This window comes from Pseudoneobacillus rhizolycopersici (assembly GCF_054786815.1).
In genome coordinates, this window is record NZ_JBTOOE010000015.1 from 1 (window position 1) to 26,244 (window position 26,244).

The 26,244-nt window shown below is 39.3% G+C and carries 29 protein-coding genes and 5 tRNA genes; 9 read left to right on the forward strand and 25 right to left on the reverse strand.

The window, feature by feature from the left end; genetic code table 11:
- Window positions 1-264 (forward strand): hypothetical protein (locus ACX9YW_RS14920; RefSeq protein WP_460347766.1); only part of this gene is annotated, 264 nt, incomplete at its 5' end.
- 136 nt (window positions 265-400) lie between these two features.
- Window positions 401-751, forward strand: coding sequence for an ASCH domain-containing protein (locus ACX9YW_RS14925; RefSeq protein ID WP_460347768.1), 351 nt, complete (start codon window positions 401-403; stop codon window positions 749-751).
- A 62-nt stretch (window positions 752-813) separates the two neighbouring features.
- On the opposite strand, the gene ACX9YW_RS14930 is transcribed toward ACX9YW_RS14925, so the two are convergent.
- From ACX9YW_RS14930 to ACX9YW_RS14945, 4 genes are all read right to left on the reverse strand, one after another.
- Window positions 814-1,143, reverse strand: coding sequence for an ArsR/SmtB family transcription factor (locus ACX9YW_RS14930; RefSeq protein ID WP_460347770.1), 330 nt, complete (start codon window positions 1,141-1,143; stop codon window positions 814-816).
- Window positions 1,144-1,575 carry an SRPBCC family protein gene (locus tag ACX9YW_RS14935; RefSeq protein WP_460347772.1) on the reverse strand — a complete coding sequence of 144 codons (432 nt, stop codon included), beginning with the start codon at window positions 1,573-1,575 and terminating at the stop codon, window positions 1,144-1,146.
- A 148-nt stretch (window positions 1,576-1,723) separates the two neighbouring features.
- Entirely contained in the window at window positions 1,724-3,331 is a 1,608-nt protein-coding gene (locus tag ACX9YW_RS14940) for a M20/M25/M40 family metallo-hydrolase (protein WP_460347774.1), read from the reverse strand.
- Between the two features lie 177 nt (window positions 3,332-3,508).
- Complete coding sequence (locus tag ACX9YW_RS14945) at window positions 3,509-3,853, reverse strand: hypothetical protein (RefSeq protein WP_460347776.1); 345 nt, start codon at window positions 3,851-3,853, stop codon at window positions 3,509-3,511.
- Between the two features lie 457 nt (window positions 3,854-4,310).
- Between ACX9YW_RS14945 and ACX9YW_RS14950 the strand changes: the two genes are divergently transcribed.
- On the forward strand, window positions 4,311-4,847 hold the full coding sequence (locus ACX9YW_RS14950; protein ID WP_460347778.1) for a DUF1643 domain-containing protein: 537 nt from the start codon (window positions 4,311-4,313) through the stop codon (window positions 4,845-4,847).
- A gap of 36 nt (window positions 4,848-4,883) precedes the next feature.
- On the opposite strand, the gene ACX9YW_RS14955 is transcribed toward ACX9YW_RS14950, so the two are convergent.
- Complete coding sequence (locus ACX9YW_RS14955) at window positions 4,884-5,366, reverse strand: PaaI family thioesterase (RefSeq protein WP_460347780.1); 483 nt, start codon at window positions 5,364-5,366, stop codon at window positions 4,884-4,886.
- A gap of 179 nt (window positions 5,367-5,545) precedes the next feature.
- On the opposite strand from ACX9YW_RS14955, the gene ACX9YW_RS14960 reads away from it, so the two are divergent.
- The 3 genes from ACX9YW_RS14960 to ACX9YW_RS14970 all read left to right on the forward strand — a co-directional run bounded on the left by ACX9YW_RS14960 (window position 5,546) and on the right by ACX9YW_RS14970 (window position 8,410).
- Entirely contained in the window at window positions 5,546-6,331 is a 786-nt protein-coding gene (locus ACX9YW_RS14960; protein ID WP_460347782.1) for an ABC transporter ATP-binding protein, read from the forward strand.
- Window positions 6,328-7,968: a hypothetical protein gene (locus tag ACX9YW_RS14965; protein ID WP_460347784.1), complete on the forward strand. Its 1,641-nt coding sequence runs from the start codon at window positions 6,328-6,330 to the stop codon at window positions 7,966-7,968. Before ACX9YW_RS14960 ends, ACX9YW_RS14965 begins: the two co-directional genes overlap by 4 nt.
- Window positions 7,969-8,059: 91 nt before the next feature.
- On the forward strand, window positions 8,060-8,410 hold the full coding sequence (locus ACX9YW_RS14970; protein ID WP_460347786.1) for a hypothetical protein: 351 nt from the start codon (window positions 8,060-8,062) through the stop codon (window positions 8,408-8,410).
- A gap of 48 nt (window positions 8,411-8,458) precedes the next feature.
- Here the strand turns inward: ACX9YW_RS14970 and ACX9YW_RS14975 are convergent.
- From ACX9YW_RS14975 to ACX9YW_RS14990, 4 genes are all read right to left on the reverse strand, one after another.
- Window positions 8,459-8,532, reverse strand: a tRNA-Gly gene (locus tag ACX9YW_RS14975).
- A gap of 6 nt (window positions 8,533-8,538) precedes the next feature.
- Window positions 8,539-8,614 (reverse strand) — tRNA-His (locus ACX9YW_RS14980).
- A gap of 113 nt (window positions 8,615-8,727) precedes the next feature.
- Window positions 8,728-9,477: an oxygen-insensitive NADPH nitroreductase gene (gene nfsA, locus ACX9YW_RS14985; protein WP_460347788.1), complete on the reverse strand. Its 750-nt coding sequence runs from the start codon at window positions 9,475-9,477 to the stop codon at window positions 8,728-8,730.
- A 66-nt stretch (window positions 9,478-9,543) separates the two neighbouring features.
- Entirely contained in the window at window positions 9,544-10,161 is a 618-nt protein-coding gene (locus ACX9YW_RS14990; RefSeq protein ID WP_460347790.1) for a LysE/ArgO family amino acid transporter, read from the reverse strand.
- Between the two features lie 113 nt (window positions 10,162-10,274).
- On the opposite strand from ACX9YW_RS14990, the gene ACX9YW_RS14995 reads away from it, so the two are divergent.
- The gene (locus ACX9YW_RS14995) at window positions 10,275-10,550 is read left to right on the forward strand and encodes a YqhV family protein (RefSeq protein ID WP_460347792.1); all 276 of its coding nucleotides are present in this window, start codon (window positions 10,275-10,277) and stop codon (window positions 10,548-10,550) included.
- A 29-nt stretch (window positions 10,551-10,579) separates the two neighbouring features.
- Here ACX9YW_RS14995 and desA read toward each other — a convergent pair whose 3' ends face one another.
- The 7 genes from desA to ACX9YW_RS15030 form a co-directional block, all read right to left on the reverse strand.
- Window positions 10,580-11,614: a Delta(5) desaturase DesA gene (gene desA, locus ACX9YW_RS15000; RefSeq protein ID WP_460347794.1), complete on the reverse strand. Its 1,035-nt coding sequence runs from the start codon at window positions 11,612-11,614 to the stop codon at window positions 10,580-10,582.
- 636 nt (window positions 11,615-12,250) lie between these two features.
- Window positions 12,251-14,038, reverse strand: coding sequence for an oligoendopeptidase F (gene pepF / locus ACX9YW_RS15005; protein WP_460347796.1), 1,788 nt, complete (start codon window positions 14,036-14,038; stop codon window positions 12,251-12,253).
- 15 nt (window positions 14,039-14,053) lie between these two features.
- Window positions 14,054-14,797, reverse strand: coding sequence for an HAD family hydrolase (locus tag ACX9YW_RS15010; RefSeq protein WP_460347798.1), 744 nt, complete (start codon window positions 14,795-14,797; stop codon window positions 14,054-14,056).
- Window positions 14,798-14,884: 87 nt separating this feature from the next.
- Window positions 14,885-14,955, reverse strand: a tRNA-Gly gene (locus tag ACX9YW_RS15015).
- Window positions 14,956-14,964: 9 nt separating this feature from the next.
- A tRNA-Trp gene (locus ACX9YW_RS15020) sits at window positions 14,965-15,038 on the reverse strand.
- Window positions 15,039-15,062: 24 nt separating this feature from the next.
- A tRNA-Asn gene (locus ACX9YW_RS15025) sits at window positions 15,063-15,137 on the reverse strand.
- A gap of 126 nt (window positions 15,138-15,263) precedes the next feature.
- Window positions 15,264-15,404: a hypothetical protein gene (locus ACX9YW_RS15030; RefSeq protein ID WP_460347800.1), complete on the reverse strand. Its 141-nt coding sequence runs from the start codon at window positions 15,402-15,404 to the stop codon at window positions 15,264-15,266.
- A 171-nt stretch (window positions 15,405-15,575) separates the two neighbouring features.
- Here ACX9YW_RS15030 and ACX9YW_RS15035 point away from each other — a divergent pair, with 171 nt between their 5' ends.
- Window positions 15,576-16,400 (forward strand): STAS domain-containing protein, encoded by an 825-nt coding sequence (locus ACX9YW_RS15035; RefSeq protein WP_460347802.1) that lies wholly within the window; start codon window positions 15,576-15,578, stop codon window positions 16,398-16,400.
- A 53-nt stretch (window positions 16,401-16,453) separates the two neighbouring features.
- Here ACX9YW_RS15035 and ACX9YW_RS15040 read toward each other — a convergent pair whose 3' ends face one another.
- The 5 genes from ACX9YW_RS15040 to ACX9YW_RS15060 all read right to left on the reverse strand — a co-directional run bounded on the left by ACX9YW_RS15040 (window position 16,454) and on the right by ACX9YW_RS15060 (window position 20,184).
- Window positions 16,454-17,176: an amino acid ABC transporter ATP-binding protein gene (locus ACX9YW_RS15040; RefSeq protein ID WP_460347804.1), complete on the reverse strand. Its 723-nt coding sequence runs from the start codon at window positions 17,174-17,176 to the stop codon at window positions 16,454-16,456.
- Entirely contained in the window at window positions 17,169-17,828 is a 660-nt protein-coding gene (locus tag ACX9YW_RS15045; protein ID WP_460347806.1) for an amino acid ABC transporter permease, read from the reverse strand. The genes ACX9YW_RS15040 and ACX9YW_RS15045 overlap by 8 nt, the downstream gene beginning before the upstream one ends.
- Before the next feature lie 24 nt (window positions 17,829-17,852).
- On the reverse strand, window positions 17,853-18,629 hold the full coding sequence (locus ACX9YW_RS15050) for an ABC transporter substrate-binding protein (RefSeq protein ID WP_460347808.1): 777 nt from the start codon (window positions 18,627-18,629) through the stop codon (window positions 17,853-17,855).
- Window positions 18,630-18,811: 182 nt separating this feature from the next.
- Window positions 18,812-18,970, reverse strand: coding sequence for a hypothetical protein (locus ACX9YW_RS15055; protein WP_460347810.1), 159 nt, complete (start codon window positions 18,968-18,970; stop codon window positions 18,812-18,814).
- 44 nt (window positions 18,971-19,014) lie between these two features.
- Window positions 19,015-20,184, reverse strand: coding sequence for a M20 family metallopeptidase (locus ACX9YW_RS15060; protein WP_460347812.1), 1,170 nt, complete (start codon window positions 20,182-20,184; stop codon window positions 19,015-19,017).
- A gap of 201 nt (window positions 20,185-20,385) precedes the next feature.
- On the opposite strand from ACX9YW_RS15060, the gene ACX9YW_RS15065 reads away from it, so the two are divergent.
- Window positions 20,386-20,532 carry a hypothetical protein gene (locus tag ACX9YW_RS15065; RefSeq protein ID WP_460347814.1) on the forward strand — a complete coding sequence of 49 codons (147 nt, stop codon included), beginning with the start codon at window positions 20,386-20,388 and terminating at the stop codon, window positions 20,530-20,532.
- 54 nt (window positions 20,533-20,586) lie between these two features.
- On the opposite strand, the gene ACX9YW_RS15070 is transcribed toward ACX9YW_RS15065, so the two are convergent.
- The 4 genes from ACX9YW_RS15070 to ACX9YW_RS15085 all read right to left on the reverse strand — a co-directional run bounded on the left by ACX9YW_RS15070 (window position 20,587) and on the right by ACX9YW_RS15085 (window position 26,241).
- On the reverse strand, window positions 20,587-21,762 hold the full coding sequence (locus tag ACX9YW_RS15070; protein WP_460347949.1) for a M20 family metallopeptidase: 1,176 nt from the start codon (window positions 21,760-21,762) through the stop codon (window positions 20,587-20,589).
- A complete protein-coding gene (locus ACX9YW_RS15075) occupies window positions 21,762-22,997 on the reverse strand; it encodes a Zn-dependent hydrolase (RefSeq protein WP_460347816.1) in 1,236 nt (411 codons plus the stop codon). The genes ACX9YW_RS15070 and ACX9YW_RS15075 overlap by 1 nt, the downstream gene beginning before the upstream one ends.
- 61 nt (window positions 22,998-23,058) lie before the next feature.
- A complete protein-coding gene (locus ACX9YW_RS15080) occupies window positions 23,059-24,264 on the reverse strand; it encodes a hypothetical protein (protein WP_460347818.1) in 1,206 nt (401 codons plus the stop codon).
- A 204-nt stretch (window positions 24,265-24,468) separates the two neighbouring features.
- Window positions 24,469-26,241 carry an ABC transporter ATP-binding protein gene (locus ACX9YW_RS15085; RefSeq protein ID WP_460347820.1) on the reverse strand — a complete coding sequence of 591 codons (1,773 nt, stop codon included), beginning with the start codon at window positions 26,239-26,241 and terminating at the stop codon, window positions 24,469-24,471.
- Between the last annotated feature and the right edge of the window lie 3 nt (window positions 26,242-26,244).

Sequence of the window (26,244 nt, forward strand, 5' to 3'; positions counted from 1 at the left end):
CTCGGTCCGGTAGAACTCGGTCCGGTAGAACTCGGTCCGGTAGAACTCGGTCCGGTAGAACTCGTAGAACCAGCAGAACTTGTAGAACCAGCAGAACTTGTAGAACTTGTAGAACTAGCAGAACTTGTAGAACCAGCAGAACTTGTAGAACCAGCAGAACTTGTAGAACCAGCAGAACTTGTAGAACCGGTAGAAGCACAGGTAAAAGAAGTACTGGCTGCTGTTGCTGCTGCTAAAATTGTTATGTCTTCTATACCTTTCTGAAAAAGCACTCAAAAGAGTGCTTTTTACGATTCACTTTCCAAATGTTTTTTTCTTCACCAACCCAAGATTTTCTTTCAAAACAATTTTGTGGTATTGTTTATAGGTATAACTTAATACATAGGAGGTACCAATTCATATGACAAACCAGCATGATAATACTGCAGCATTACCACCAAAAACATGTTCAATCGAACGTTTAATTACCATGCCTTCTGATATCGAGCTAGTCCTCGCAGGAAAAAAAACTGCCACTCGCCGAAACGGAAGATATGCAGATGTCGGTGAAATTATGACTCTTCAAGGAAATGACTTTGTCATCGAAAAAGTATATTCCCAGTCTCTAGGCGAATTAACTGACGAACACGCTAAACAAGAAGGATTTGAAACCGTCGAAGAATACAAACAATCCATCCTCTCCTACCACCCAGGAATGCCATGGCTTCCTCAAATGAGAGTATGGGTCCACGAATTCAGCCAAAAAAAATAATAAACAACAAACACTTTAACACATTAAAGCGTGTGGGGACTGTCCCCACACGCTTTAATGTGTTAAAGTGTTTCTTCGTTTTCTATGACATATTTTAGTTTGGTTAGTTTGTTGTTCCAGAATTGTTCGTAGTAGGATAGCCAGTGTTTTAGTTCGAGCAGGGACTCTGGTTGGAGACGATAGCGTTTTTCGCGACCGACTTTTCTCCCACAAACAATTTCTGCTTGGGATAGAATTTGCAAATGCTTGGCGATGGCTGTACGACTCATTGGAAAGTGAGAGGTGATTGCTGAAATCGGCATTTCTTCTTCTGATAGGAGCCGAATGACCTCCCGACGGGTCGGATCAGCGATAGCTTGAAAAACATCGTGCTTAACAGCTGAAGCAGCCACTTAGCCCTCCACAATATTACGAAGCTTTTGCACAAGGCCAGCCCATCCGCCTGACATATGCTCGCGGATAATCGAGCTTTTTTCGTTCGCTTTTTTGATCACTTCATCCGGTTGCTTCCAGCCACCATGAATCAAGGTAAACTCGGTCTTGTCCCCACCTAAATCTTTTAATAAAAATGATACATACCATCCTTCAACGTCCCATGTGAAGGAAATTTTATTGGGCTCGTCTATCTCGGTAACTTTACAAGGCGAGGGTCCAAAGGGGGATTGCAAGTGGAACTCATGGCCCACCTCCGCACGAAAATCATTTGGCATAAACCAGGAACTGATTCCTTCAGCTGTTGAGATTCTTTCCCAAACCTTTTGGATTGGGGCATTGATGACTACTCTTTGATTTATATCCTCTAATGTTTGTTGATTTGTTCCCATTATTCTACCTCATTCCAAAAATATATGAAACCAAATGGTGTTACATCTACCACATTTCATATTATATAAAACCTTTTGGTTTCATGTCAATCACATCTTTCCTAACAAAAAAAGCACTAGACATAGGCTATGTCTAGCACCAAAGTTTTTATTCATTGATTATCATTTTGATCATTTCTTCGACAAGCTCAGGAACGATTTCAAAAGCACTTCTCATATGAAGGCGTTCGGTTCGTTTGTGTGCGTCCTTCCCAAAAGGGCCAACGTTTAATACAGGAGCCGTCAACTTCCTCATTTCATCAAACGGTATGTTATAGCTCTCTCCCCAAACAGGTGTATTGGATTGGAAGGTTGTCCAACCTGCTTGCTCATCAATATAGTTGACGTAGCTTAAGTCACTAATTCCATTGAAATAATGAACTTGCTTGACTGACAAATCAAACTTTTTAAGTGCTTTACTTTTAACAAAATCAATACACCTTATCACTAATTCGTTGTTGGATGAGTTTACAGCTGGATAATACGGTGGTGCATAAAGCAGCACTACAGCAGGCGCAAGTTCCTGACATTGAATCATTAGCGTATCAGCAATGCGAATTGACTTTTCACGATCATCCCAGTCACTATTTGCTACAATCGCTTCTTTAATGGCATCAACGAAATCAACGCCAAATTTCCTCACCGCATACTCTACCAATTTTTTATAGCGAATGACATCAACTTTGCCGACTGGATTTACGTTTTGTTCACTACACATTTCTAAGTATACCCTATTGCAATCCGAAACGGCCTCTGAGGCTATTTTTTCAAAAATTTCCATCACATCGGCGGCATTTTGTTTCATTAAAAATACATTATATAGGGCAGCTGCCCGATATGGTGTTTGGACAGAATAATCCATTTTTAAATCCTTCAGCTGAAGGGTAACCGGAAGTGGAGTCGATTCACCTAAATCAATTTCTTGAAAGCTCCGATTCCATTCCATTCTCTGAGTCAAAAATGAGGCAATAAATGGAGCGGTCATCCCGCTCATAGGTTCACCAACATGCGTTTCCTTTCCATAAAAAAGGGCAGAAGGCATAATTTTTCCAATTGACCCTGAATAAACATAATACTGCTCATCTCCGGGCTGTTGAGCAAAGACCGGTTCTCCGTTCAAAAAAAGAGTATATTCTAGGTTATTCTCTTCCTTCATTTCCAGAAGTTTGTTCACAGCTGCTCGCATTCCTGCTGAATTAACTTCTTCATCGGGAACAGTCAGTAAAAGTAAATTAATAGGCCAACGCTCCACTGAAGCTTTTTCAATTAGAGCCATATGCATCACGAGCCCCATTTTCATATCCATTGTCCCACGACCGAACAAGTATTCACCTGACTCCAGGTCTAGACGGGCATCATCAGGTAATTCGGCCCTTTTTTCATAAAGCAGCTTCGTCAATGCCTCAGGTTGAAAAGCATATTCTTCCAGATTCCCATATTCCTCCGTATTTACGACATCAAAATGGCTGATTAAAACAATTGTTTTTTTGGCATTTGAATGATGATAAAGAGCAGTTAAAAACCTGCGACCCAAATCGGATTCGTGAAGGTTAAGGTGTTGCGGATTTTCCTTAAAATAAGACAAATCCATAAGTATTGCTTGAATCTTGCCCGGAAATTGACGTTCTCCTTCGGTAAGGGTTATGCTTTTCCAACTGACTATCTCACATAACAAATCTCTCAAAGCTTCGGGTGTGTCCCAATTTAATGGTTTCATAGACTTGTAACTCCTTAATAGAATTTTGCTTGATTTTACCTTGTCAGGACCAACCCTTTCACTTTATCAAACAAGTTCTTTTTCCTTTGGAAGGCATTCGTGCTAGTAGGAATGAAAGAGGAAATCAATAGATTATGAAGAAACGGAAGGTGCCAAATAGAACTTTGGCACCAGTGTTTAATTCGAGGCTGTTTCCTGATCAACCTTTATATCAAGTTTATAATCAATATTATTTTCGCGGAATAATCTTTCTATCATTTTTAAGTTTTCTAGCATATATTTATTTCGTTCAAATTCCATGACATAGCCATCATTAAAAGTCAGAACCAAGTTTCCGACTCCTTCTTGGATATTCGTTATCACCATCCGACTTTTTTCAACATCCTCCCATTTGTATGAGATTTTGTCCAATTTCAAAAGTGGCTTTTCCCCGAAATTATCTTTTGTGATAATCATATAATGGTTACTACTAATAAAAATAAGGGCAACTCCAACTAATAAAGAAGCCACTGACCAAATCATTAGCCTCTTTCCAAAATACCTTAAAACACAAAAAATAACTAAAAACACAACAGCCACAAAAAACACTATGTTTGCTATTGTTGGTGTATAAATGTATAGGGTTCGGCCATTTCTCAAGAAAATCTCCTGAATTAGATTAGGACCAAAAAAGGAAAAAAAGGGTCCAAAAATACCAATAATAACTGCCCATGCCGCCCATACCAACTTTTTCTCATCTCCGTGAACCAAAACAAAAATCTCCCTTCTTATCTATCACTGATTATTATTTATTCGCTATTTTAGGATTGTATTCCTTCTTTATTGGATAAAGTTTTCCAAATAAAGAACACTTGATCATTCCATAGTACTAGTTTTTATTCATGGGCAAAGTGGGCAAGTCCGTTGATTCTATAGTGTTATTTCACTTGCCTGCCTCATAAATATAGGAAGGAGACGAAACCTAGAAGGGGGAACTCTGTTGAGAAAATCTGCCGTAATGGAAGGAAAATATCGTTATTCATTGAAAAGGGAATGGGACCTAAGAAATCCTAGAAAAGCTGTTTTCATGATGTTAAATCCAAGTACTGCAGACGATAAGGAAGATGACCCGACGACAAGAAAATGCATAACATTCGCCAAGAGTTGGAATTGTGGATCACTTGAAATCGTAAACGTATTTGCCTATCGCTCAACTGATTTTCAGGAACTAAAAAAATTAAACAAAGACGTGGCAACCGGAAAAAACAATTGGGAGTTCATATTGGCCGCTTTAGAGAATGCGACGATTATCGTTGTAGCATGGGGCACAAATGTCACTGTCCACCATCAGGATTATGTAGAACTAGAGGAAATGTTAAAAGGCTATCGCTTGTTTTGCCTTGGTCAAACAACGGAAGGACATCCACGCCATCCGCTTTATGTAAAAAATTCAACAAACTTAGAAGTTTTTCATTTTAATAATCATGCAATTCGTTTTAAGAAATTACATTTGCGGGTCAACCTACAAAAAGCTTAATAAATTTATAGGCACCAGCGAACTGGGTGCCTGTTTTTATTTTTGCAAAAATGTACTTGGCATGACGACTGCAACGACTTCGCCACGGGCACAGAGCGTTTCTCCGGCAAAAACCTCCGTATCAATTTTCCACTTTTTCGGATGGATTTCCTGGATTGTGCCTATTGCCTTTAATGGAACCCCTTGTGGAGTTGGATTTAAGAAGTCGACCTTAAGTGAAGCCGTGACAAATCTTGGTGGCGCTTCCTCGTCTCCCGGCTCATGACCATTCTTACGGTGCAGTGCAAGTGCTGCCGACCCCGTTCCGTGGCAGTCAATAAACGAAGCGATCACCCCACCGTAGACAAACCCAGGGATAGCTGTGTGCTTTTGCTCCGGTGTGAAAATAGTTATAGTTTGCTCCCCCTGCCACCCTGTACGGAAATGATGTCCTTCCTCATTTAGCCTACCACAGCCATAACAATGGGCAAAATCGTCGGGATAATTATCTTGAATAGCTTTTTTCACTGTTTCTTCCATGGGTAGTTTCCTCCTTGGTACTTTAGCTTTAATACATAAAAATCTAACTGGGTTAACCCCTTCTAAATCACTATACCTCTATTACAATCGCAAATCGGTCTGTTTTGCAATCTATTTTTATAAATATTAGAAAATAAATGGTAAAATGGTAAAAAGCAGACAGAATTGAGGAGAAATGAATGATTGGGGAAGAAGTGTTAGCGATTAAAGATTTGCAAAAGAACTATGGGACGAAGGCCGTCTTAAAGGGAGTTAGCTTTCAAGTCAATCGCGGGCAAATTATTGGCTATATCGGGCCAAATGGTGCCGGAAAAAGTACGACCGTTAAAATTATGCTTGGGATTGAAGAAAATTTCACTGGAGAAGTAAAAATCTTCGGACAGGATATTACGAATGGCGATATTAGTTACAAACGAAAAATTGGCTATGTGCCGGAAATTGCAGAAGTTTACGATAATCTTACGGCCCATGAATATTTAACGTTTATCGGTGAATTGTATGGCCTTGACTTTGATTTAGTCGATTCCAAGGCTAGGAGATTAATGGAGCTGTTTGGTGTTGGCGAAGTGTATCATACACGGATTGCGTCTTACTCAAAAGGAATGCGCCAAAAGCTCTTAATTATCTCCAGCTTGCTGCATAACCCGGAACTGCTATTTTTTGATGAGCCGATTAATGGGCTAGATGCTAATAGTGTGATGATTTTTAAAGAAATCCTTGCCCAGTTGGCCTCACAAGGAAAAACGATATTCTATTCCTCTCACATTATGGACGTTGTTGAAAAAATCAGCAGTCGGATTATTTTACTTCACGATGGGAAAATTGCTGCCGATGGCACGTTTGCCGAATTAAAGCAACAAAATAATGAAGGTTCCTTAGAGGAAATATTTAATCAATTAACCGGATTTAGTGAGCATGTTGAAATTGGCAAACAGTTTGTATCGGTTGTAGAGGAGATGTCATGATGCAAGATTTCAAGACTCTCAAATTACTAGACAGGTTTGAAGGTGCTTTCCGCGGTTTTGGTATTGATTATCAGTCGATGCGAAAAATATTACAAGTGAAACTCTTGATGGATCGTCGCCGTGTTCCAACCATTTTCAATCAATCGGCTAAAAAGAAACAGAAGGATGAAAACAGTTACATAAAATCGCTATGGATATACATATTACTCGGTTTGTTTACAATCCCTTTTCTCATTTTTGGGGATCAGTATTTCTTCCAAATGAGCATCGTGTTTGGAATATTGATGTTTATGGTGATGACCTCCATGATTTCCGATTTTTCATCGGTATTGCTTGATATTCGCGACCGACAAATTCTTTATCCGAAACCAATCGACAAAAAAACGCTTAGCGTGGCTAAAATCATTCACATTACCATTTATTTATTTTTTCTAACAGGGTCAATTATTGGTATTCCTCTTGTGATTGGGTTATTTAAAAATGGGATTATCTTTTTTCTAATGATGTTAATTGCCGTGATATTGATTATTTTTTTAATTCTGGTACTGACCACCTTGCTTTACATGTTTATCCTGAAATTTTTTGATGGTGAGAAACTAAAGGATCTTATTAATTATGTCCAAATTGGTCTTTCACTCGGGATGATGATTGGTTATCAGCTACTGGCAAGGTCATTTGAAATTGTTGATTTGAATATTACCTTGGATCCGAAATGGTGGCATTTATTTCTCTTACCGATGTGGTATGGGGCATTAGTCGATATGGTCATGTCCGGCCATTTTAACGGTTTTTATATTCTGCTTGCCGGTTGCGGCTTGGTCGTTCCCATCATATCATTTGTCGTCTATTTACGGTTGTTACCTACATTTGAAAAAAACCTGCAGAAGCTGGCTCAATATGGGAAAGGAAAAGCCAAAAAGCGCTCATCTTGGCGGGAATGGCTACTTGCTCGCATTTGCTCTTCTAAAGCAGAAATGGCAAGTTTCCGTTTTGCCAGTTTAATGATGAAAAATGAACGAGATTTCAAATTAAAGGTTTATCCAAGCCTAGGATTTGCGTTAGTTCTTCCATTTATATTGCTTGCGAATAGTTTTAGTTTCCGAACATTCGCTGAGGTGGCAGCTAGTAAATCGTATTTGAATATTTATTTCAGCTCGCTGTTGATTCCGACTGTCGTCATGTTTCTGAAGTACTCTGGCAAATATAAAGGGGCATGGGTATATAAGGCTGCGCCAATCAAGGGACTTTACCCGATGTTCAGCGGTACGATGAAAGCATTTTTGCTCAAACTGTATCTACCAATTTATCTTGTTTTAAGTTTTATTTTTATCGGTATTTTCGGGATGAGAATTTGGGGAGATTTATTAGTGGTATATTTACAAGCAATTCTTTATGCGGTGATTTGTTTTTTACTAACCCGAAGAGCACTCCCCTTTTCCGAGTCGTTTGATGAGCAACATAGTGAATCGACGAAAGCGATTTTGCTGTTATTGATACTGCCAATCTTTGTTGGGCTGCATTATGTTTGTACGCTTATTCCATATGGAGTACATGGATATATCCTATTGTTAGTTATTGTAATTCCCACTGTTTGGCGAAATGCCTTTAAGGTAACTTGGGCAAAAATTCAAGGCTAAGATTAGGTCCCTAATGGGGCCTATTTTTTTGATATATTTTTCTAACTTACAAATAGAATAATAGAGAATGGACAAGAATGGAGGAATCGCGGTGAAACCGGAAATTATTTTAAGTCTCGGCTCTAACCAGGGTTCGATTACTTTATACGGCATAAACCTTGGTCATGATTGGAGCTTTTTATTAAAATGGGATAAATCGCAAACCGAAATGGTTTCAGACATTCAAGTATATAAAAGAGGCCTTGAAGAGGTACTGGAAGTTTTAGATGACCATGGATGGCATTCTTTGATTCCACGGACTGTTCATCCTTTATTTGCAAAGCAACTTCTAGTAGAAATTGAAAAAAGAATTCCATCCCACCACCTTCGTTTTAGTTACTGGAGGCGGTTGGTCCGGCGAAGTCTTAGCCTCTCCCAAGACCGATTTGGGGTCTTACATTAAAAAAACGCAATGCTACATGATGATAGCATTGCGTTCTGTTTTTATGTATGGAGCGGGTGATGGGAATCGAACCCACAACATCAGCTTGGAAGGCTGAGGTTTTACCACTAAACTACACCCGCGTAAAATGGGGCGATCGAGGGGAATCGAACCCCCGAATACCAGAGCCACAATCTGGCGTGTTAACCACTTCACCACGACCGCCATATTAAAAACCTTCCGACACCAAATTATTATAACAGAAAAAAATAATGTTGCAAGATATTTATTAATAAAGTACCAAGCCGAAAGAAAGTTTGCTTGGCACTTTATTGACACTATTTGAGGTCAAACCCTTTCTTCTCAATGAATTCCTTCATATACATCCTTTTGGGCTGGACGAGCATTTTAGCCATTTGTTTCGTCCATGTGTCTGTTCTTTTTCCTCCGGTGCGATCATTATAATATGCTGAAATAACTCGATTGTATTCCTCAAGCTGCTGTTTATAGTATGTGGAATCCTGTTGATAAGTATCCTCATGATAAATATGTTGCAACGGAAGTCTTGGCTTTTTGTCCGGATGTTGTGCTGGATATCCAACAACTACTGCAAAAAGAGGAATAACGCGGTTTGGCACTTTTAATATGTCGCAAACCTCCGGTAGGTTATTGCGGATTCCTCCTATATAACAAGCCCCTAATCCCATTGATTCCGCAGCGATGACGGCATTTTGGGCAGCCAGAGATGCATCGATGAGACTAACCATAAATTTTTCCGTACTTTGAAGGGAAACCGAGAGATCTTGCTGCTCGATTTCTGCAATAACCTCATGTCTATGGAGATCTGCGCAAAAAATAAACAAGTGTCCATTCGATTCCACATAAGCTTGATTTCCAGCTAATTCGGCAAGTTGCCTCTTCTTTTCCACATCTTTTACCCCAATGATGGAATAGGCTTGAATAAAGCTCGAGGTTGATGCAGCTTGTGCGGAGGCAACAATGATTTCAATTTGTTCTTGTGACAATGAACGCTCCTCGAATCTTCGGATAGAGCGGTGATTTAATATCGTTTCAATGACTGGATTCATGTTTGCTTACTCTCCTCTATATTTCTAATCATAATGTATTACTTTCATTCTAAAAAAACAAATTGCCTAAAAAAGTTTGATAAGCTGAATGCCGATAAATAACGCCACTCCCCAAATCAAAATGGCCGAAATTTTATTAATTAATGAGATCACTTTCCCACTAGAATCAAATTGACCGACTGACCTTCCGGTGACGGCAAGCCCGAAAAACCAAAGCCAAGAAATCCCGATGCAAGCCGCGGTAAATGCCACTTTTTCAGAACCTGTGTAGCTAAGTGAGCTTGTGCCGATTACACCGATTGTATCGAGGATGGCATGAGGATTTAATAGTGAAACCGATAGAGCAAACATCATTTGTTTTTTGGGTGGCATTGCCTCGTTCCGATTGTTAGCCCCTACCGCTGTACTTTTCCAAATAGACCAGCCCATATACAACAAAAAGCAAAATCCAATCGAAAAAAGAAGTGTTTGTAATAATGGAATCGTAAAGACAATCACGGAAACCCCAACAACCGCTAATAAAATGAGCATTGTGTCGCAGAGGGATGCTGTTACAACAACAGGCAGTACCCTAATAAACCTTGATTGCGATGCTCCTTGATTAAAAACAAACACATTTTGAGCCCCAAGAGGGAGAATTAATCCAAAAGCTAAAACAAGACCGTGTAATAGTGCACCTAACAAGCTGTTAACCTCCTTTTTCATTTATTATAGCTTACGAATTTATCAATGTTTGTCCTTCTTGCTTAGGATTAAGCATATATATATTTACTAGGAAATTTTCGAGGAGGGACGGCATGTTTATTTTCTTAGAAAAGGCGATTGTTGGGATGGCATTATTGCGCATTCTTTCTGGCAGCATTGAGGTGATTATGGCATTTTTTATTTTAAAATCGAGCACGATTGAAAAAGCGCTTATCTTAAATACTTCTCTTGCTTTTGTTGGTCCGCTCGTCCTTATTGCGACTACTACGATTGGCCTTTTCGGAATGGCTGAAAAGGTTTCATTAGTGAAAATGCTTTGGATATTTGGTGGAGTAGCCTGCATCCTATATGGAATAAAAAGCCAATAAAAAAAACTCCCCAGCCTGGGGAGTTTTTTTTAACGTTCCGTTTCTACTTGGAGTGCGCTGTTCTTATTCAACAAATGCTTGATTTCTTTGAAGCTGACAAAATTTTTCCTTTTCTCATCCCATAAGCGGAATTTAAGAGACTGAAGGCTTGTTGCCAGTGTAACGGTCGGTACGTTTTTTAAAGGTTCCGTATTATTATGTGCTTCCTCTAAACGATAGTTTGGTACCCTTGGGCTTAAATGGTGGACATGGTGGAAGCCAATGTTACCAGTTAGCCATTGCATAATTTTAGGGAGCTTATAAAACGAACTTCCTTCAACTGCGGCCAATACGTACTCCCAATCTTTATCCGGTTCAAAATAGGAATCCTCAAAGTTATGTTGGACATAAAATAACCAAATGCCTGCCGAACCCGATATCATAAAGATTGATCCTTGAACGATTAGAAAAGACTGCCAACCGATGACGGAAATGACTGCTGCATATAACACTACAATTAATACATTTGTTAAATACAGATTCATCCGTTCCTTCTTTTTGGCTGCCTTGCGGTTAAATCTGTTCATTATTAAGAATTGATAAATCGGGCCTAATCCAAACATCACAAACGGATTGCGATATAAGCGATAGGCTAAACGCATTTTCCAGGAAGCGGCTACATATTCATCTACTGTCATCGTCCAAATATCGCCGACTCCACGTTTGTCGAGATTTCCACTTGTCGCATGATGAACTGCATGGTCGTGCCCCCATTGATCAAATGGGAACAACGTAATTACCCCTGTAATCGTTCCAACAATTCGATTTGCCTTGCGGCTTTTAAAAAAGGAATGGTGAGTGCAATCGTGAAAAATAATGAAGATTCGCACCAAAAAGCCCGCTGCCAAAATGATTGGTACTAATGCCAACCAATAGGATACAGAGAGACTTAGATGAGCAAGAACCCATAGTCCCAAAAATGGAACCAACGTGTTCAATAATTGAATTGTACTTTCTTTAACTGTTGATTTTTCATAAGGGGTAACTTGTTTTTTTAAGTTTTTCTTCGTTTGTTCTAGGGTCATTTTTGATATATTCCCCTTTCTTTAACTTGTTAATTTAAGTATAGAGGAAGGGTTTTTCCCTTTGTAGTAGCAAGTGTCATGACCAGGGTATGATAAATGTCATGTTATTGGTTAGAATCCCCGTTTTATCTAAAAAATTTCATCAAATTTTTTTCGATTATTTTTTTGTGAAAATTTAGCAATAAGCAAAACCTGGTGGACCACTTTCTTTGCTCTTCCCGAAAATCGGGCGTCAAAAACCTCTCTTGGCTACCACTTTCTTTGCTCTTCCCGAAAATCGGGCGTCAAGAACCTCTCTTGGCTACCTCTTTCCGTGCTCTTCCCGAAAATCGGGCGTCAAGAACTCCTCTTGGCGACCACTTTCCATACTCTTCCCTAAAATCGGGCGTCAAGAACCTCTCTTGGCTACCACTTTCTTTGCTCTTCCCAAAAATCGGGCGTCAAGAACCTCTCTTGGCGTCCACTTTCTTTGCTCTTCCCAAAAATCGGGCGTCAAGAACCTCTCTTGGCGACCGCTTAATCTGCTTTTCCCAAAAATCGGTCGACAAGGACCTCGCTTGGCAACCAAATAACGATGAATAAAACTAAATCAACAAAAAAATCCCGGGAAAAGAACTTTCTCCCAGGATGTTATTCTTATAACTTTGAAAAATCCTCTACCAGCTCCGCAAAACGCTTTAGAGCATTTTCAATGGGCTCAGGTGTGGTCAAATCAACACCCGTTTTCTTCAATAATTCAAGCGGATAGTCTGAGCTGCCGCTTTTTAAGAACTCTAAGTAGTTTTTCAACGTTTCTTGATCGCCTTCGAAAATTTTCGTAGCTAAGTGAATCGCTGAGGCAAAGCCAGTTGCATATTTATATACGTAGAACGGACGATAGAAGTGAGGAATTCTTGACCAGCCGAATTTCACTTCTTCATCAAAAACAACTTCATCGCCGTTGTACTCACGGAATAATGCCTCGTATGTTTTATTAAATGCATCCACATTTAAAGGTAAACCTTGTTCAGCCATTTCATGAGTTCTCTTTTCAAACTCAGCAAACATGACTTGCGTAAAGAAGGTTCCTTTAAACTGATCGATAAAATGGTTTAATAAAGATTTGCGAATGTCTGTGTTAGTTTCTGTTTTTAATAAATAATTAATAAGTAAAACTTCGTTAACTGTAGAAGCGACTTCGGCCACGAAAATCGTGTATCGTGCAGTGATTTGTGGTTGATGCATCGCACTCAGTTTGCTGTGGACCCCGTGACCACATTCATGTGCTAACGTAAATAAACTATCTAAGTCATCCTGATGATTCAATAAAATGTACGGATGCACCCCATATACACCTAGATTATAGGCCCCAGAGCGTTTTCCAGGAGTTTCACGAACATCGATATAGCGATTTTCCTTAAACTCCTTTAAAATGGCAAGGTAATTTTCACCTAACGGGGCGAGTGCTTTTCGCATCGTTTCATAAGCATCGTCGTACGAGATGACTCTTTTGACTCCTTTGACGAGTGGGGTACTTAGATCATATTGTCTTAATTCATCAAGTCCCAACTTTTCCTTGCGAATTTGCGAATAACGATGCATTGGGGCAATATTAGCTTTCGTTGCAGTGATTAGGTTTTCATAGACTTCTTTTGGAACCTTATCACCAAAGAGTGCCTTCTCTAAAGCAGAAGGATAATGGCGAATTTTAGCAATGGTGACATTATTCTTAATTGCCCCAGCAAGAGTCGAAGCAATGGTATTTTTAGCTGCAAGATATGGTTTGTAGTATGCTTTGTAGGCTTCACGGCGCTTTTCGCGATCTTCGTCCTCGATTAATTTTGAATACAGCCCTCTGGTGAGTTCGATTTTTTCACCGTCTTCATTTGTTACCTCGCCAAATTGAATATCTGCATTGTTAATCATCCCGTAAGTATTGCTAGGAACTGCAAGTGCCTCTCCTAGCTGGGAAAGAATCTCTTCTTGCTCTTTACTCAGAACATGCACTTTATAACGGAACGATTCCCAAAGATCATCGGCAAAGTAATCAAGGCCTTTATCCGCAGCTATGTAGCCTTTAAGTGTCTCCTCCTCTAAGCTTAATAAAAATGGCATAAAGAAAGAGGTTGCCGCACTTACCTTGACACTGAGAGCTCTCGCCCGGTCAAGCAATGACTGAGAGGTTGTGTCTCGGGTGTCCTCATCCACCTTAAGCATGCAATAAGCAAACACATGGTTAAAAGTATAGGATAATTCCTCCTGTAGTTTTAAGAATTGAAAAAGGCTCTTTCCATCTTGAATGGCTCCGTCGAATTCTTTCAGTTTTTTAGCCATTTCCTCAACTTTTTGTAAATCCGCTTCCCACTTGTGCACATCAGAATATAAATCCTCTAGGTTCCATTTTTCCGTGATTGGGACCTCAACTCTAGAAGTGTATGTTGTCATGTGGATTCCTCCTTTTTAGTTTATTAAAACGGGCAACATCAAAATTTCATTTAGATGTTCGACGATAAAATCTGGTTGCGTATCACCAGACAATGGTTTACGGCTCCGGTTGAGCCAAACACTCTTGATACCAACTCGGTTGGCTCCAAAGACGTCGCTTGTTAAAGAGTCGCCAACATGGAGAACTTCATCAGCTGATAAACCACTCATCTCAAGGGCATAGTGATACATATCTTGATGAGGTTTATAGACTTTGACATGTTCACTTGTGATGACGCCATCTACTTTTAAATGCAAGAGATTAATCGCTTCGGTTATATCTAAGTGGTCTACATTGGAAAGTATATAAACAGGCAAATGATTATTTTCAAAAAACGCTACTGCATCGGTAAAAATGGTTGGGCTTTTCCAATGGTGAAACATTAATTGAAGTAATTCTTCTTCGTTTGCCTTCGAATTAAACTTCTCCAATGTATTTTTTAAGGAATCGGTACTGACTTGCCTTTGTGATAAAAAGTTTTCACCTTGGCTAAATGTAAGCAATTGATTAAATTCCTTCGTCCAATAATAGCCGATTTCACCTACAGATGCTTTGGTATCAGAATTTTGTTTGATTCTATGACAAATTTCCAGCAATGATTCCTCATTTTCATGTACAACTGTTCCGTAAAAATCTAAAAAGATGGCTTTGATTGGCATTTCTCTCCTTACCTCATTTCCTAAACTGACATGATCTGTCTTAATTTTAAACCTTTTCATGGCCATCTCCCATTAATTTGCTTAAATAAAAAACGCAGTACCCATTTCCTTGAAAGAAATGAACACTGCGTTGGTTATATGCGGTTAAGCGGGTGATGGGAATCGAACCCACAACATCAGCTTGGAAGGCTGAGGTTTTACCACTAAACTACACCCGCATATTCAATTGGCAGGGGCAGTAGGAATCGAACCCACACTGAAGGTTTTGGAGACCTTAGTTCTACCTTTAAACTATGCCCCTATTAGGAAAAACATGACAAAAAAATGGCTCCGCAGGTAGGACTCGAACCTACGACCGTTCGGTTAACAGCCGAATGCTCTACCACTGAGCTACTGCGGAACAATAATATGAAGATATTAATTATATTAATATATATTTTGCCCATTTTTCAATAAAAATTTTTATCTTTTTTTAAAAAAATTAAAATTGCCTAGTCATTCACTAGGCAATTCCATGGGTGAAGGGTTACTCTTTTATCCCTTCAAGCCAGTCTTGGTAACAATTTTTGCATAACGGCTTTTCTAAAAGATCATTTTGATGGACAAAACTTCCAAAGTAATATCCATCTTCAATGGTATCGTTACAATAGAAACATTGTTCATCCATATACAATTCCCCCTTAGAAAGCTTGTTAATAGAATGTGCAACTTTCATGAAATTACGATGGAATTCAATGGAATATAATTTTACAATAAATAATATTTCAGGTTTATTAATTTAGAAAAGTGGGTAAATATTCTTCGCGCATGTTGAGTGAATAAGGGGGAAAATTTTAATATGGGGATTATGACGAAGGAGTTTACCCAAATTAAAGAATTTGTTCAAGAAAATAAACAAAGCTTCGAACAGTCATTATTAAAAGAAGCGGTAAACGTAAAAGATAAGATAAATGAAATTCTCAAGGTAGGCAAAATTGACCTAGTCAATAACGCTCATAATCTCGTTATATATATTATTGATGGCAAGGAGAAAGAATTGCTGTTATTCGCCAAACAAGAAGGAATTGCCTGGGCGACACAGTCCATTCCTCTATCGTTTAAATTGGAATGGATTCAAGCGATTCGAAGAACACTGTGGTCCTTTGTTCATAAGTATAACGAACGATTCCACCGATTTTCAATTGAGGATTTTTTCGTTATGGAAAAGAAGATAAACAATCATATCGACGAGTTTTTAAATACCTTTTTCATTAATTATTCAACCTACAAGGATTCCTTAATTGCAGCGCAACGAAAAATGGTTGAAAATTTGTCTGTTCCCATTATTCCAATTAACAAAAGTATTTGTATCCTACCGCTAATCGGCTCGGTCGATATTTATCGCTCCAATATTCTTGAGGAAAAAGTTTTGACCGAGATTGGTAAATTACGCATTCAAACGCTGATTATGGACCTTTCTGGAATTGCTGAGATGGAAAATGACGTCATTGAACACATCATGAAAATCATTCAAGGGACGGCGTTAATGGGTTGTACCTCGGTGATTACCGGACTACGAGCAGAAGTGGTTCGAAAAATGATCCATATGGGTGTAAAGTTTGATAAAAATGCCAAAACGCTTGGCACGCTGCAGCAAGCTTTAAAGGAGTATTTAATTTTATAGCTCTTTAAAAAAAGACAGCCAAGAAAAATTCTTCGACTGTCTTTTTTAATGAGTTATAGAACCTTATCAAGAAAGTCCTTTGCACGTGTTGTTTTCGGATTAGTAAAGAACTCTTCCGGAGAGCCTTCTTCTAATAGCACGCCACCTTCAAGGAACATGATGCGATCAGCTACTTCACGAGCAAATCCCATTTCATGGGTTACGATTGCCATCGTTATCCCAGATCCGGCAAGGTCCTTCATAACGTTGAGGACTTCTTTAACCATTTCCGGGTCAAGCGCGGATGTTGGTTCATCAAACAACATCAAATTCGGTTCCATTGCTAAAGCACGGGCAATTGCCACACGTTGTTTTTGTCCTCCGGATAGACTATTTGGATAGGCTGCCTCTTTCTCAGATAAGCCGACCTTTGCAAGTAAGTCGCGGGCTTTCTTTTCCGCTACCTCGCGCGATTCCCCTTTTACCTTCATCGGAGCATAAGTTAAGTTCTCTAATACTGTCTTATGAGGAAAAAGGTGAAAATGTTGAAACACCATTCCGATCTGTTGGCGGACATTCATAATATTTGTTTTACGGTCAGTAATATCTTGGCCATCAATCCAGACCTTCCCTTTTGTTGGCTCCTCAAGTAAATTGAGGCAACGTAAAAAGGTCGATTTTCCAGAACCTGAAGGGCCAATAATCGCGACCACTTCACCAGCCGGTATGGCCGTTGAAATATTTTTCAATACCTCATTGTTTCCGAATTGCTTGGAGAGATTTTCTACTTTAATCACTGTATTTCAATCTCCTTTCGACACCCTTACCGATTAAGGTAAGAACCATGACCATCGCCCAATAGATAAAGCCGACAAAAATGAGCGGTTCAAAGTTTCGGTACGTATCAGCACCAACAACCTGGGCACGACGCATTAAATCTAAATAGCTAATTGTCGAAACAATCGCTGACTCTTTTGTTAAAGTGATAAATTCATTCATTAAAGCTGGCAAAATATTTTTTAGCGCTTGTGGAAAGATGATGTCTTTCATCATGAGATGATAAGGAATTCCGAGCGCTTGAGCTGCTTCTAATTGCCCTTTATCAACAGCCTGGATTCCTGCCCGAATGATTTCGGATATATAAGCAGATGAATTTAAACCAAAAGCCAAAATGGCTGATAAAAATGGTGAAATGTCGTATCCCGTTAGTTGCGGAATCGCAAAATAAATAATCATAAGCTGTAAAATCAATGGTGTTCCTCGGAAAATCGAGGTATATGCATCAGCGAACCAATTTAATGGTTTTAGGCGAGAGATTTTAAACAAAGCAAGAATACTACCAAATATAAAACCAAAAATAATCGAGACAATCACAAATTTTAACGTAACCCATATTCCTTCTAGGATAAAAGGAATATAAGGCACCATTTGGCTAAAATCCAAATTCATGCCTTACACCTCACTTCAACTATTTTATTCTTCTTTTAACCATTTTTCTTTTAGTTCTTCTAGTTTACCGTTCTCTTCCATCTTTTTAAGAACATTATTCACTTCTTCTACTAGCTTGCTACCTTTTGGAAAAGCAACCGCCATCCCTGGTGAGCTTGTCGTTGGGTCATCGAATCCAACTAAACCTTGTTCCGCCATATAGCCTTCTGCAACTGTTTTATCCATATAAGCGACATCAATTCGCTTCGTTAAAAGTTCTTGAATTAATACTGCTGCGTTGTCAATTGGTTTTAGCTCAAAATTTACTGTTTCTTGAATCTTTTTGGCACCTTCTTCTTGAATCGTTCCTAATTGAACGCCAAGTTTCTTCCCTTCAATCGCTTCTAATGCTGTAATGTCAGAATCTTTCAGAGTTATAAACATTTCGCCAGAGTGATGATACGGAGTGGAGAAATCAACATTTGCCTTACGTTTTTCGGTAGCTGACATTCCCGCTAAAACCATATCAACACGATTGGTTTGAAGCGCACCAATTAAACCATCAAACTTCATATCTTCAATTTTAAGTTCGTACCCAAGCTCATCAGCAATATAATGAGCTACGTCAATATCAAAGCCTTCAAATTCACCAGCTGGAGTTCTTGATTCAAATGGAGCAAAGTCAGCGGATGTTCCCATTACTAATACCTTTTTATCTGTTGTGCTATCCCTATTTGCTGCATCGTTGCTTTTAGATGTGCCACATGCAGCTAATAAAATTAATGTCAAAATCATCGTCAATGCTAGTAAATTCTTTTTCATTTTGTCTCCTCCTACGAATATATATCGATTAATAGATTTGAATTTTTATTCACTGAAATGAATTTTAACACATGTATATTTTTTTGAATAGGTACTTTATTAAAATAAAAATATTCAGATTATTATTTCTTAAAATAATAAAAAAACAGACTGACTTTTCTAAAACAGTCAGTCTGTTTCCGCTAAATTAATGGGTTACCTGCAGTTGGAGAAATGTTCGGGTCACCGCCTGGCTGGATCATCGTACTAATCATTTCCAATTCAGCCAAATCGACATTCAACACACTTGCCGTTTCATCTCTTTCATCATTATTCTTGGTCTTCTCATTTTCCTTTACCATTTTGCACCACCTTTTCAAAAGTAGTGTTTGAAAAGGCTTCTTTTTTATACACGAGAATGTTTAAACTCTTCCTTAATTTGCTGTAGAAGTTCCTTATTTGTTAAAATTTCATATCCCGTCAACGCCATTGCCTTAGCGCCTAGCATCATCGCTTCACGCGCTTGTTCACTCATCGCAGCTTCCCGGAATTCGTGGGTATGGCAGGCATATGCCTCGTTGCAAATTTTAATATAAGGATGAATCGACGGCACATGCTGACTGACATTGCCCATATCTAGCGATCCAGATCCATCACGGTCAGTATGGATTTCTTCAGTTGGCACGCCAAGGGCGATGAGTTCTTTGGTAAACGCCTCTGATAAGTGGTTATTCGTAATCATGTCATCGTAAGAAAATTCATAGTTTGAAATTTTTACTGTAGCGCCAGTTTGTAATGCAGCACCTTCCGCACAACGTTTTACTTTTTCAACCAATTCATTTAAATAATCACGTTTGCCAGCTCTAACATAAAATTGCGCGACTGCATAGTCAGGTACGACATTGGCTGCTTTTCCGCCTTCAGTGATAATTCCATGAATTCTTGCATCAGACTTGATATGCTGTCGTAATGCATTGATGCTGTTGAAGGTTTGCAGAACGGCATCTAATGCATTAATCCCTAAGTGTGGACTTGCTGCCGCATGCGATGACTTTCCAAAGAATTCAAATTGAATCGCGTCCATTGCTAATGAAGAGCCGCTTTTCAAATAACGATCGAGTGGGTGAACCATCATCGCTACATCAACTCCGTTGAAAATGCCCTCCTCAGCCATCGTCACCTTCCCGCCCTTTGTTTCTTCCGCTGGAGTTCCAAAAACAATTACTTTCCCGCCAGTTTCCCGGATCACTTTGCTTAGTCCAATTCCAGCAGCAATCCCCATTGTACCAATTAGATTGTGGCCACAAGCATGTCCAACTTCAGGTAGCGCATCATATTCAGCCATAAAACCAATCACTGGCCCTTCTTTCCCACTATCATATGTAGCTGCGAAAGCGGTTGGTAGATTGCAAGTACCAATTTCAATACTGAAGTCGTGCTTTTTTAGTGTTTCTGTTAGAATCGCACAAGCTTTAAATTCCTCGTGGCCAAGCTCCGGATTTTCCCCGATATAAATACTAATATTATAAAAATCGTCGCGAAAGCGCTCGATCTCATCGATAATTCTCTGTTTCATAGATCTATCTCCCTTCAGTTTTACTTAATAATCATACACCTAAATGTTTATTTATTAAATAGTAAATTTAGTTTTGACATATTTGTGAAATAGCTCACAAAATAATTTCCATATGCTATACTAAACATGTGAAAAGATTCACAATAATTAACACGCAAGCAAAATTTCATCAATTCATTAACCATTTAGGAGGGAACGCTTGTGTTTAACTTTATCTATTATGAATTTAGAAACTGGTGGTTAGGTGAGACTGTGGATATGATGGATGAGTTTCAACGTATGGAATCGCAGCATACCCGAGTTCACTATGATGATGATATATACGAAGTGATTAGAATCATTCATTAAACTATTAATAAGAGAAGCAATCGTCAAAATAACGAGCGCTTCTCTTTTTTTACCCTAATTTTCATTCAGATAGGCCCAAGCATACTGTGCATATAACTCTGCACCAGTTGCTAATGCCTCTTCATCGATGTTGAATTTTCCATGATGGTGGGCCCACTCAGTATCTTTATTAGGATTGCCACTTCCTACAAGGGCGAAGCTACCCGGGGCTTCATCTAGATAAAAACTAAAGTCCTCCCCACCCATTGTCGGCTTTTCATGGTAGATGACGTCCTTCCCGAAGGCTTCTAAAGCCACTTTTTGAACAAGCAAAGCACTAGATTCATCGTTCAGAACAGCCTGTGTTCCACGAATGTATTCAACTTTAACCGTTGCACCATACATTGCCGCAACATTTTCAGCATAATGATGTAACTGAGTTTCAATATGTTCTCTTGTTTCTGAGTTAAAGCAGCGAACTGTCCCTTCTATAACAGCATTCTCCGCTATAACATTAAAACGGGTGCCAACGACCATTTTACCGATGGTTAATACAGCTGGGTGTTGAGCGTCTATCGTTCTAGAAACAATCGATTGGACATTCATGACAAATGAAGAAGCAACGATTGCTGCATCTATGCAGTCATGTGGCATTGCGCCATGCCCACCCTTCCCTTTAAATGTGACTTTAAAAAGATCCGCTGAGGCAAATGAGGGACCAGGTGTGCAGGAAATCCGGTGGGTAGGCATTTGTGACCAAATATGAATTCCAAATACATTATCGACGTCAACCATTGCCCCTTGTCGGACCATTTCCTTTGCGCCTTGTGCAATTTCCTCAGCAGGTTGAAAAATCAGTCGAACATTGCCTGGAATCTCCTCTTTTATTTCATTTAAAGCTTTTGCCGCTATCATTAGCATGGCCGTGTGAGCATCGTGACCGCAAGCATGCATCTTTCCCGCTTCTTTAGAGGCATATGGCAAATCTGTATTAAGTTCCTCAACAGATAAGGCATCCATATCTCCACGCAAAGCCACGGTCTTCCCCGGCTTACCGCCTTGTATTTCCGCAATTAGCCCAGTCGGTTCTGTTTTGCGGTATGGGATTCCTAGCCTGTCAAGATAATCGCACACAAACGCTGTCGTTTGATATTCCTCCCATGAAAGCTCTGGTTGACTATGAAATTTTCTTCTTAACGCTATTAACTCATCTTGATAGTTCAGTATGGCTTCTTTTATTTTTGCATGAATCATAGCTGTTCTGCCTCCGTTAACTTTTTTGCTACTTCGTAAAGAACATTTACTGCATTGGCGATATCACGGGAATCGGACCATTCCTCGGGACAATGGCTAAGGCCATTTTTACTAGGAATGAAAAGCATCCCAACATCGGTATAGTCCGAAAACACCATTGCGTCATGACCTGCTCCGCTGTTGATAGAAGTAAATGGTAGATTCAATCTTTCACTCGTTTCTTTTAAAAGAGAAACAATCGATGAATTCATAGCTTTTGGCTGGATATAAAGCTGTTCTATGACAGAAGCTTCAATGCTGGTACCTTGGTATGAAGCGATTAATTTTTTTACCTTTTCTACCACATTAAGAACATGCTCTTCATTCCCGGATCGAATGTCGACCGTGAAGACTACTTTATCAGGAATGACGTTCGCTCCGTTCGGGTAAACATTTAGTCTGCCAGTGGTGATGACGGTTCCTTCCCCTTCTTCCTTAGCTAACTCAGGGAATTGTGCAATCATTCCCGCAGCGGCAACTAATGCATCCGCCCGTCTGTCCATCGGTGTTGTGCCAGCATGTCCAGCTTGCCCATTTACGGTTACCTCTAGTTGTGTCAGACCGACAATGGCCTCAACTACGCCTATTGGGATATTTTTTTCCTCGAGGATTGGTCCTTGCTCTATATGCAATTCAAGGAACGCTTTAATAGACTTTGTGTCCCTTTGTGTCGGAAGAGACGAATCAAGTCCGATTTTTTCCATTGCTTCAACAGTAGAGACTCCGTCTTTATCTCTCAGGTTTTTGAAATCTTCCTCACTTAGTAACCCGACCATGCCCCTTGAACCCATTAGTCCTCCACCAAATCTAGAACCTTCTTCTTCTATGAGCGCTATGACTTCTAATGGGTATTTCGGTGTAAGTTTATTTCTCACAAAAAGGGCGGCCACCTCTAATCCTGCTATCACTCCTGCAGGACCATCATAGGCTCCACCGTTTGGAACGGAGTCAAAATGCGACCCGATTAGAACACTTGGAGCATTGGGGTCTGAACCTTCTAGTTTACCAAAAATATTCCCAAGCCCATCTTCGCTGACTTGAAGGCCATATTCCTTCATCTTATCCTTTATATAATTCCGTGTTTGTAAATCTTGTTGGCTATAAGTTAATCGGGTTGTACCATTACCTGGTGTGGCGGTGAATTCACTAATCGTATTGATATGGCTTTCAATTCGTTCTTCTAAATGATGCATTTTTAATAACACTCCTATTAATATAGAATAGGGCGGAGCAAAGCTCACACCCATTCCATAATTATTTTAAGAACCCAACAAAGATACCTGCTAGAATAACCGATACGATGGTGACGGTGATGAATCCGCCGACGAGCATTGGAGGAAGCATACGGCTTGTTAGCATTTCTCTTTCTTTTTCATCGTCCGTCAAAGCTTTGATGACCTCTGCGGTAATAATGTAATCTGCAGGGAATCCGTATAGAGCAGTTAGGGATACGGCAAATGCCATTTCCTTGCTCACCTTTAACAATTTTCCTGCGATGAAAGAGAAAATGTACATCCCAATGACCCCTAACACGATTGTTCCGACAAGAGGGTAAAGAATATCGAGCATCATCGTTGGCGTCGCTTTCTTTAATCCGTCGAAAATGAATAGCATAAGTCCCATAATCGCAAAGCCGAATCCGTTAGCCTTTTGTAAAACCTGCTTTTCAAGGAAACCAATGCTTGATGCAATCACTCCAAACAACAAGCAAAGCACAAATGGGCTGATCGATACGATCGGTGCTAAAAGAGTTGAAACTTGATAGGCTAGGAAAGCCACTAAAGCTAATCGGAAAAACTTAAAGAAATCGGTATTATATTTTTCAGGCATATTTTTAAATAACTTTAGTTCAGTTGTTGGAGCTACAGTAGCAGCAATTTCTGCAGAGGCCTTTTTCTGATCCTCATCTTTTAGTTCTCCATTACGATACTGCTGCAATAGGCGCTTGCCTTCCTTTTTCAGAACAATTGAAGTTAACGGATAGCCGGCAAAACCTTGCATAACGTAAATCACGATTGCGAAGACAGAAAGTGAAACTAGCCCTGCTTCCTTTGCCCCTTCAGACATGATTAATGCGGATACGACACCCCCGACTAAAGGTGGGATAGCTACGACTACTGTATTGAAACCAAATAGTAATGTTCCAACTCCAAATAATAGGGCGATAATTCCGAGGATTCCGGAAAGTGCAATAATAATCGTCTTCCACTGATTCTTTAATTCCTGTAGTGAAAGTAGCGTGCCCATATTGGTAATTAACAGATACATTAACATCGTCGCTACAACAGGTGGTACGCCGGCTAATTCTACAATGTTTTGTGGAAAAAACGTCCAATAGCCTAGAAGAAACAAAGTCGCACAAATGAAAATAGATGGTACCCACGCTTTTGTTCTAACTGCAACAAAATCTCCAATAAATAAGATCAATAATAAAATGACTAATGCTAGCATCTGAGACATATGTACCCCTCCATTTTCTTTTTGGTTTTATTTTTTCGGGTTACGAAAAATAATTGATAGGTAGAATACTAATATAATTTTACTTTTCAGTCAATAAGATTTTTCAGAAAATTCTTGAAACCGTTTTCAACCTCGGTTATAATAGGTCTTTTGTTCTACAACTTTGATATAAAAAATACCCCATTTTCCATGGGGTATCTCTCCTCAACCAACCGCAAGTTTACGGGATTCGCTATTTGAATGGTGCTGTTTCGTATAAAGTTCATGATAATAACCATTCCGTTTCAGCAAACTCTGATGATTTCCACTTTCAATTATTTCGCCATTTTTAATCACAAAAATCTTGTCTGCATGCAAAATCGTCGATAACCGATGGGCAATCATAATAATGGTTTTATCAGTCGAGAATTGATTTATTGACTCTTGAACAAGCTTTTCACTTTCATTATCTAGGGCACTGGTTGCCTCATCTAAAATGATCAATGATGGATTTTTCAAAATGACACGTGCTAAGGCAATTCGCTGCTTTTGACCACCGGAAAGTTTGATGCCACGCTCACCTATTTCAGTATCATAACCATCAGGCAGTGCCGTAATAAAATCATGCGCGAATGCTTTCTTCGCAGCTGCTACCATCTCTTCATCGGTTGCATCTAATTTTGCTAATTTAATATTATCTTTGATTGATGTGCTGAATAAGAAATTATCTTGTGTGACGATACCCATATGTTCTCTTAAACTGGCGATTGAATAGTCTTTGATATTTATATCATCAATTAGAACTTCCCCTTTTGTTGTATCGTACATTCTAAGGAGCAGCTGGAGAATCGTACTTTTCCCACCACCACTCTCACCAACAAACGCATAAGTCTTCCCTTTTTCCATTTTTAGTGAGAGATTTTTGATAATATTGTCAGTTCCATTGTAGGAAAATGTTACCTTTTGAAACTGAATAGATTGTGTGAAATTCTGCAACTGAACTGGATGTTCTTTTTCGACAATCGTCTTTGTTGTTTGAAAAAAATCAAAAATCCTTTGCCATGCGACACTGCCTTCTGTGATAGCTGGATAAGCATTGACGAGGGCAGCTACCGGGCTTCTCATTTTATCGACATACGCGAAAAAGGCAATCAAGCTACCCGTCGTTAACTGTCCATCCAGTACAAATAAGCTAGCGATCATTGCAACCACAAACGGCGTCATATCGCTTAGAACATTGACAGATGAAATCATAAACGCATTCACTTTAGCATGCTTATCTGTCAGTTTATCAAAATGAGCTAAATGCTGGTCTAATTCCTCTTGATCATGTTTTTCAGAAGCAAATAGCTTCGACAGGAATGCTCCTTGAATTTTTTCAAAAATGAACCCGCTCATAACAGAACGATAGCTCATCATGCTTCTCGTGGATTGTTTAAATTTTTTTGATAAAAGATGGGCCAAAATGAATTGAAAGCCGACTAAGAAAACCGATAATATTGTCAGTTTAATATCCAAGGTGAACATGACCGTCACGACAAAAATTAACACAATCATCTCTATCCAAATGTTTCCGAAAACCGCTGTTAAAAAGCCTCTTACCTTTTCAATATCATCAAAAAACCGGGTGCCAATTTCACCACTTTTGTTGTCAACGAAGTACTTCGCGTCTAAAGAGTGAACTTTTTTAAAGGCATCCTTGCGTAGACTTTTGATAATTTCGTTATTCGCTTTATGGATACAGAACTGTCTAACAAACTCCATCGGCGCACGGATTACTAGGAATACAATGAGCATACTTGCGGCAATCCAAATTAATTGTTCTAGTTTTTCTGTTCGAGTCAATAGATCGTTTTGGAGAAGGTTGTCGAAGATGTATTTTAAAATTAATGGCACAAATAATGGGATGAGGAACCGAAACAGACTACCAACAAATCCAATCAGGTAAAGTCCTTTTACACTTTTGACATATGGGAAAAACGATTTGAAATCATTCATGAT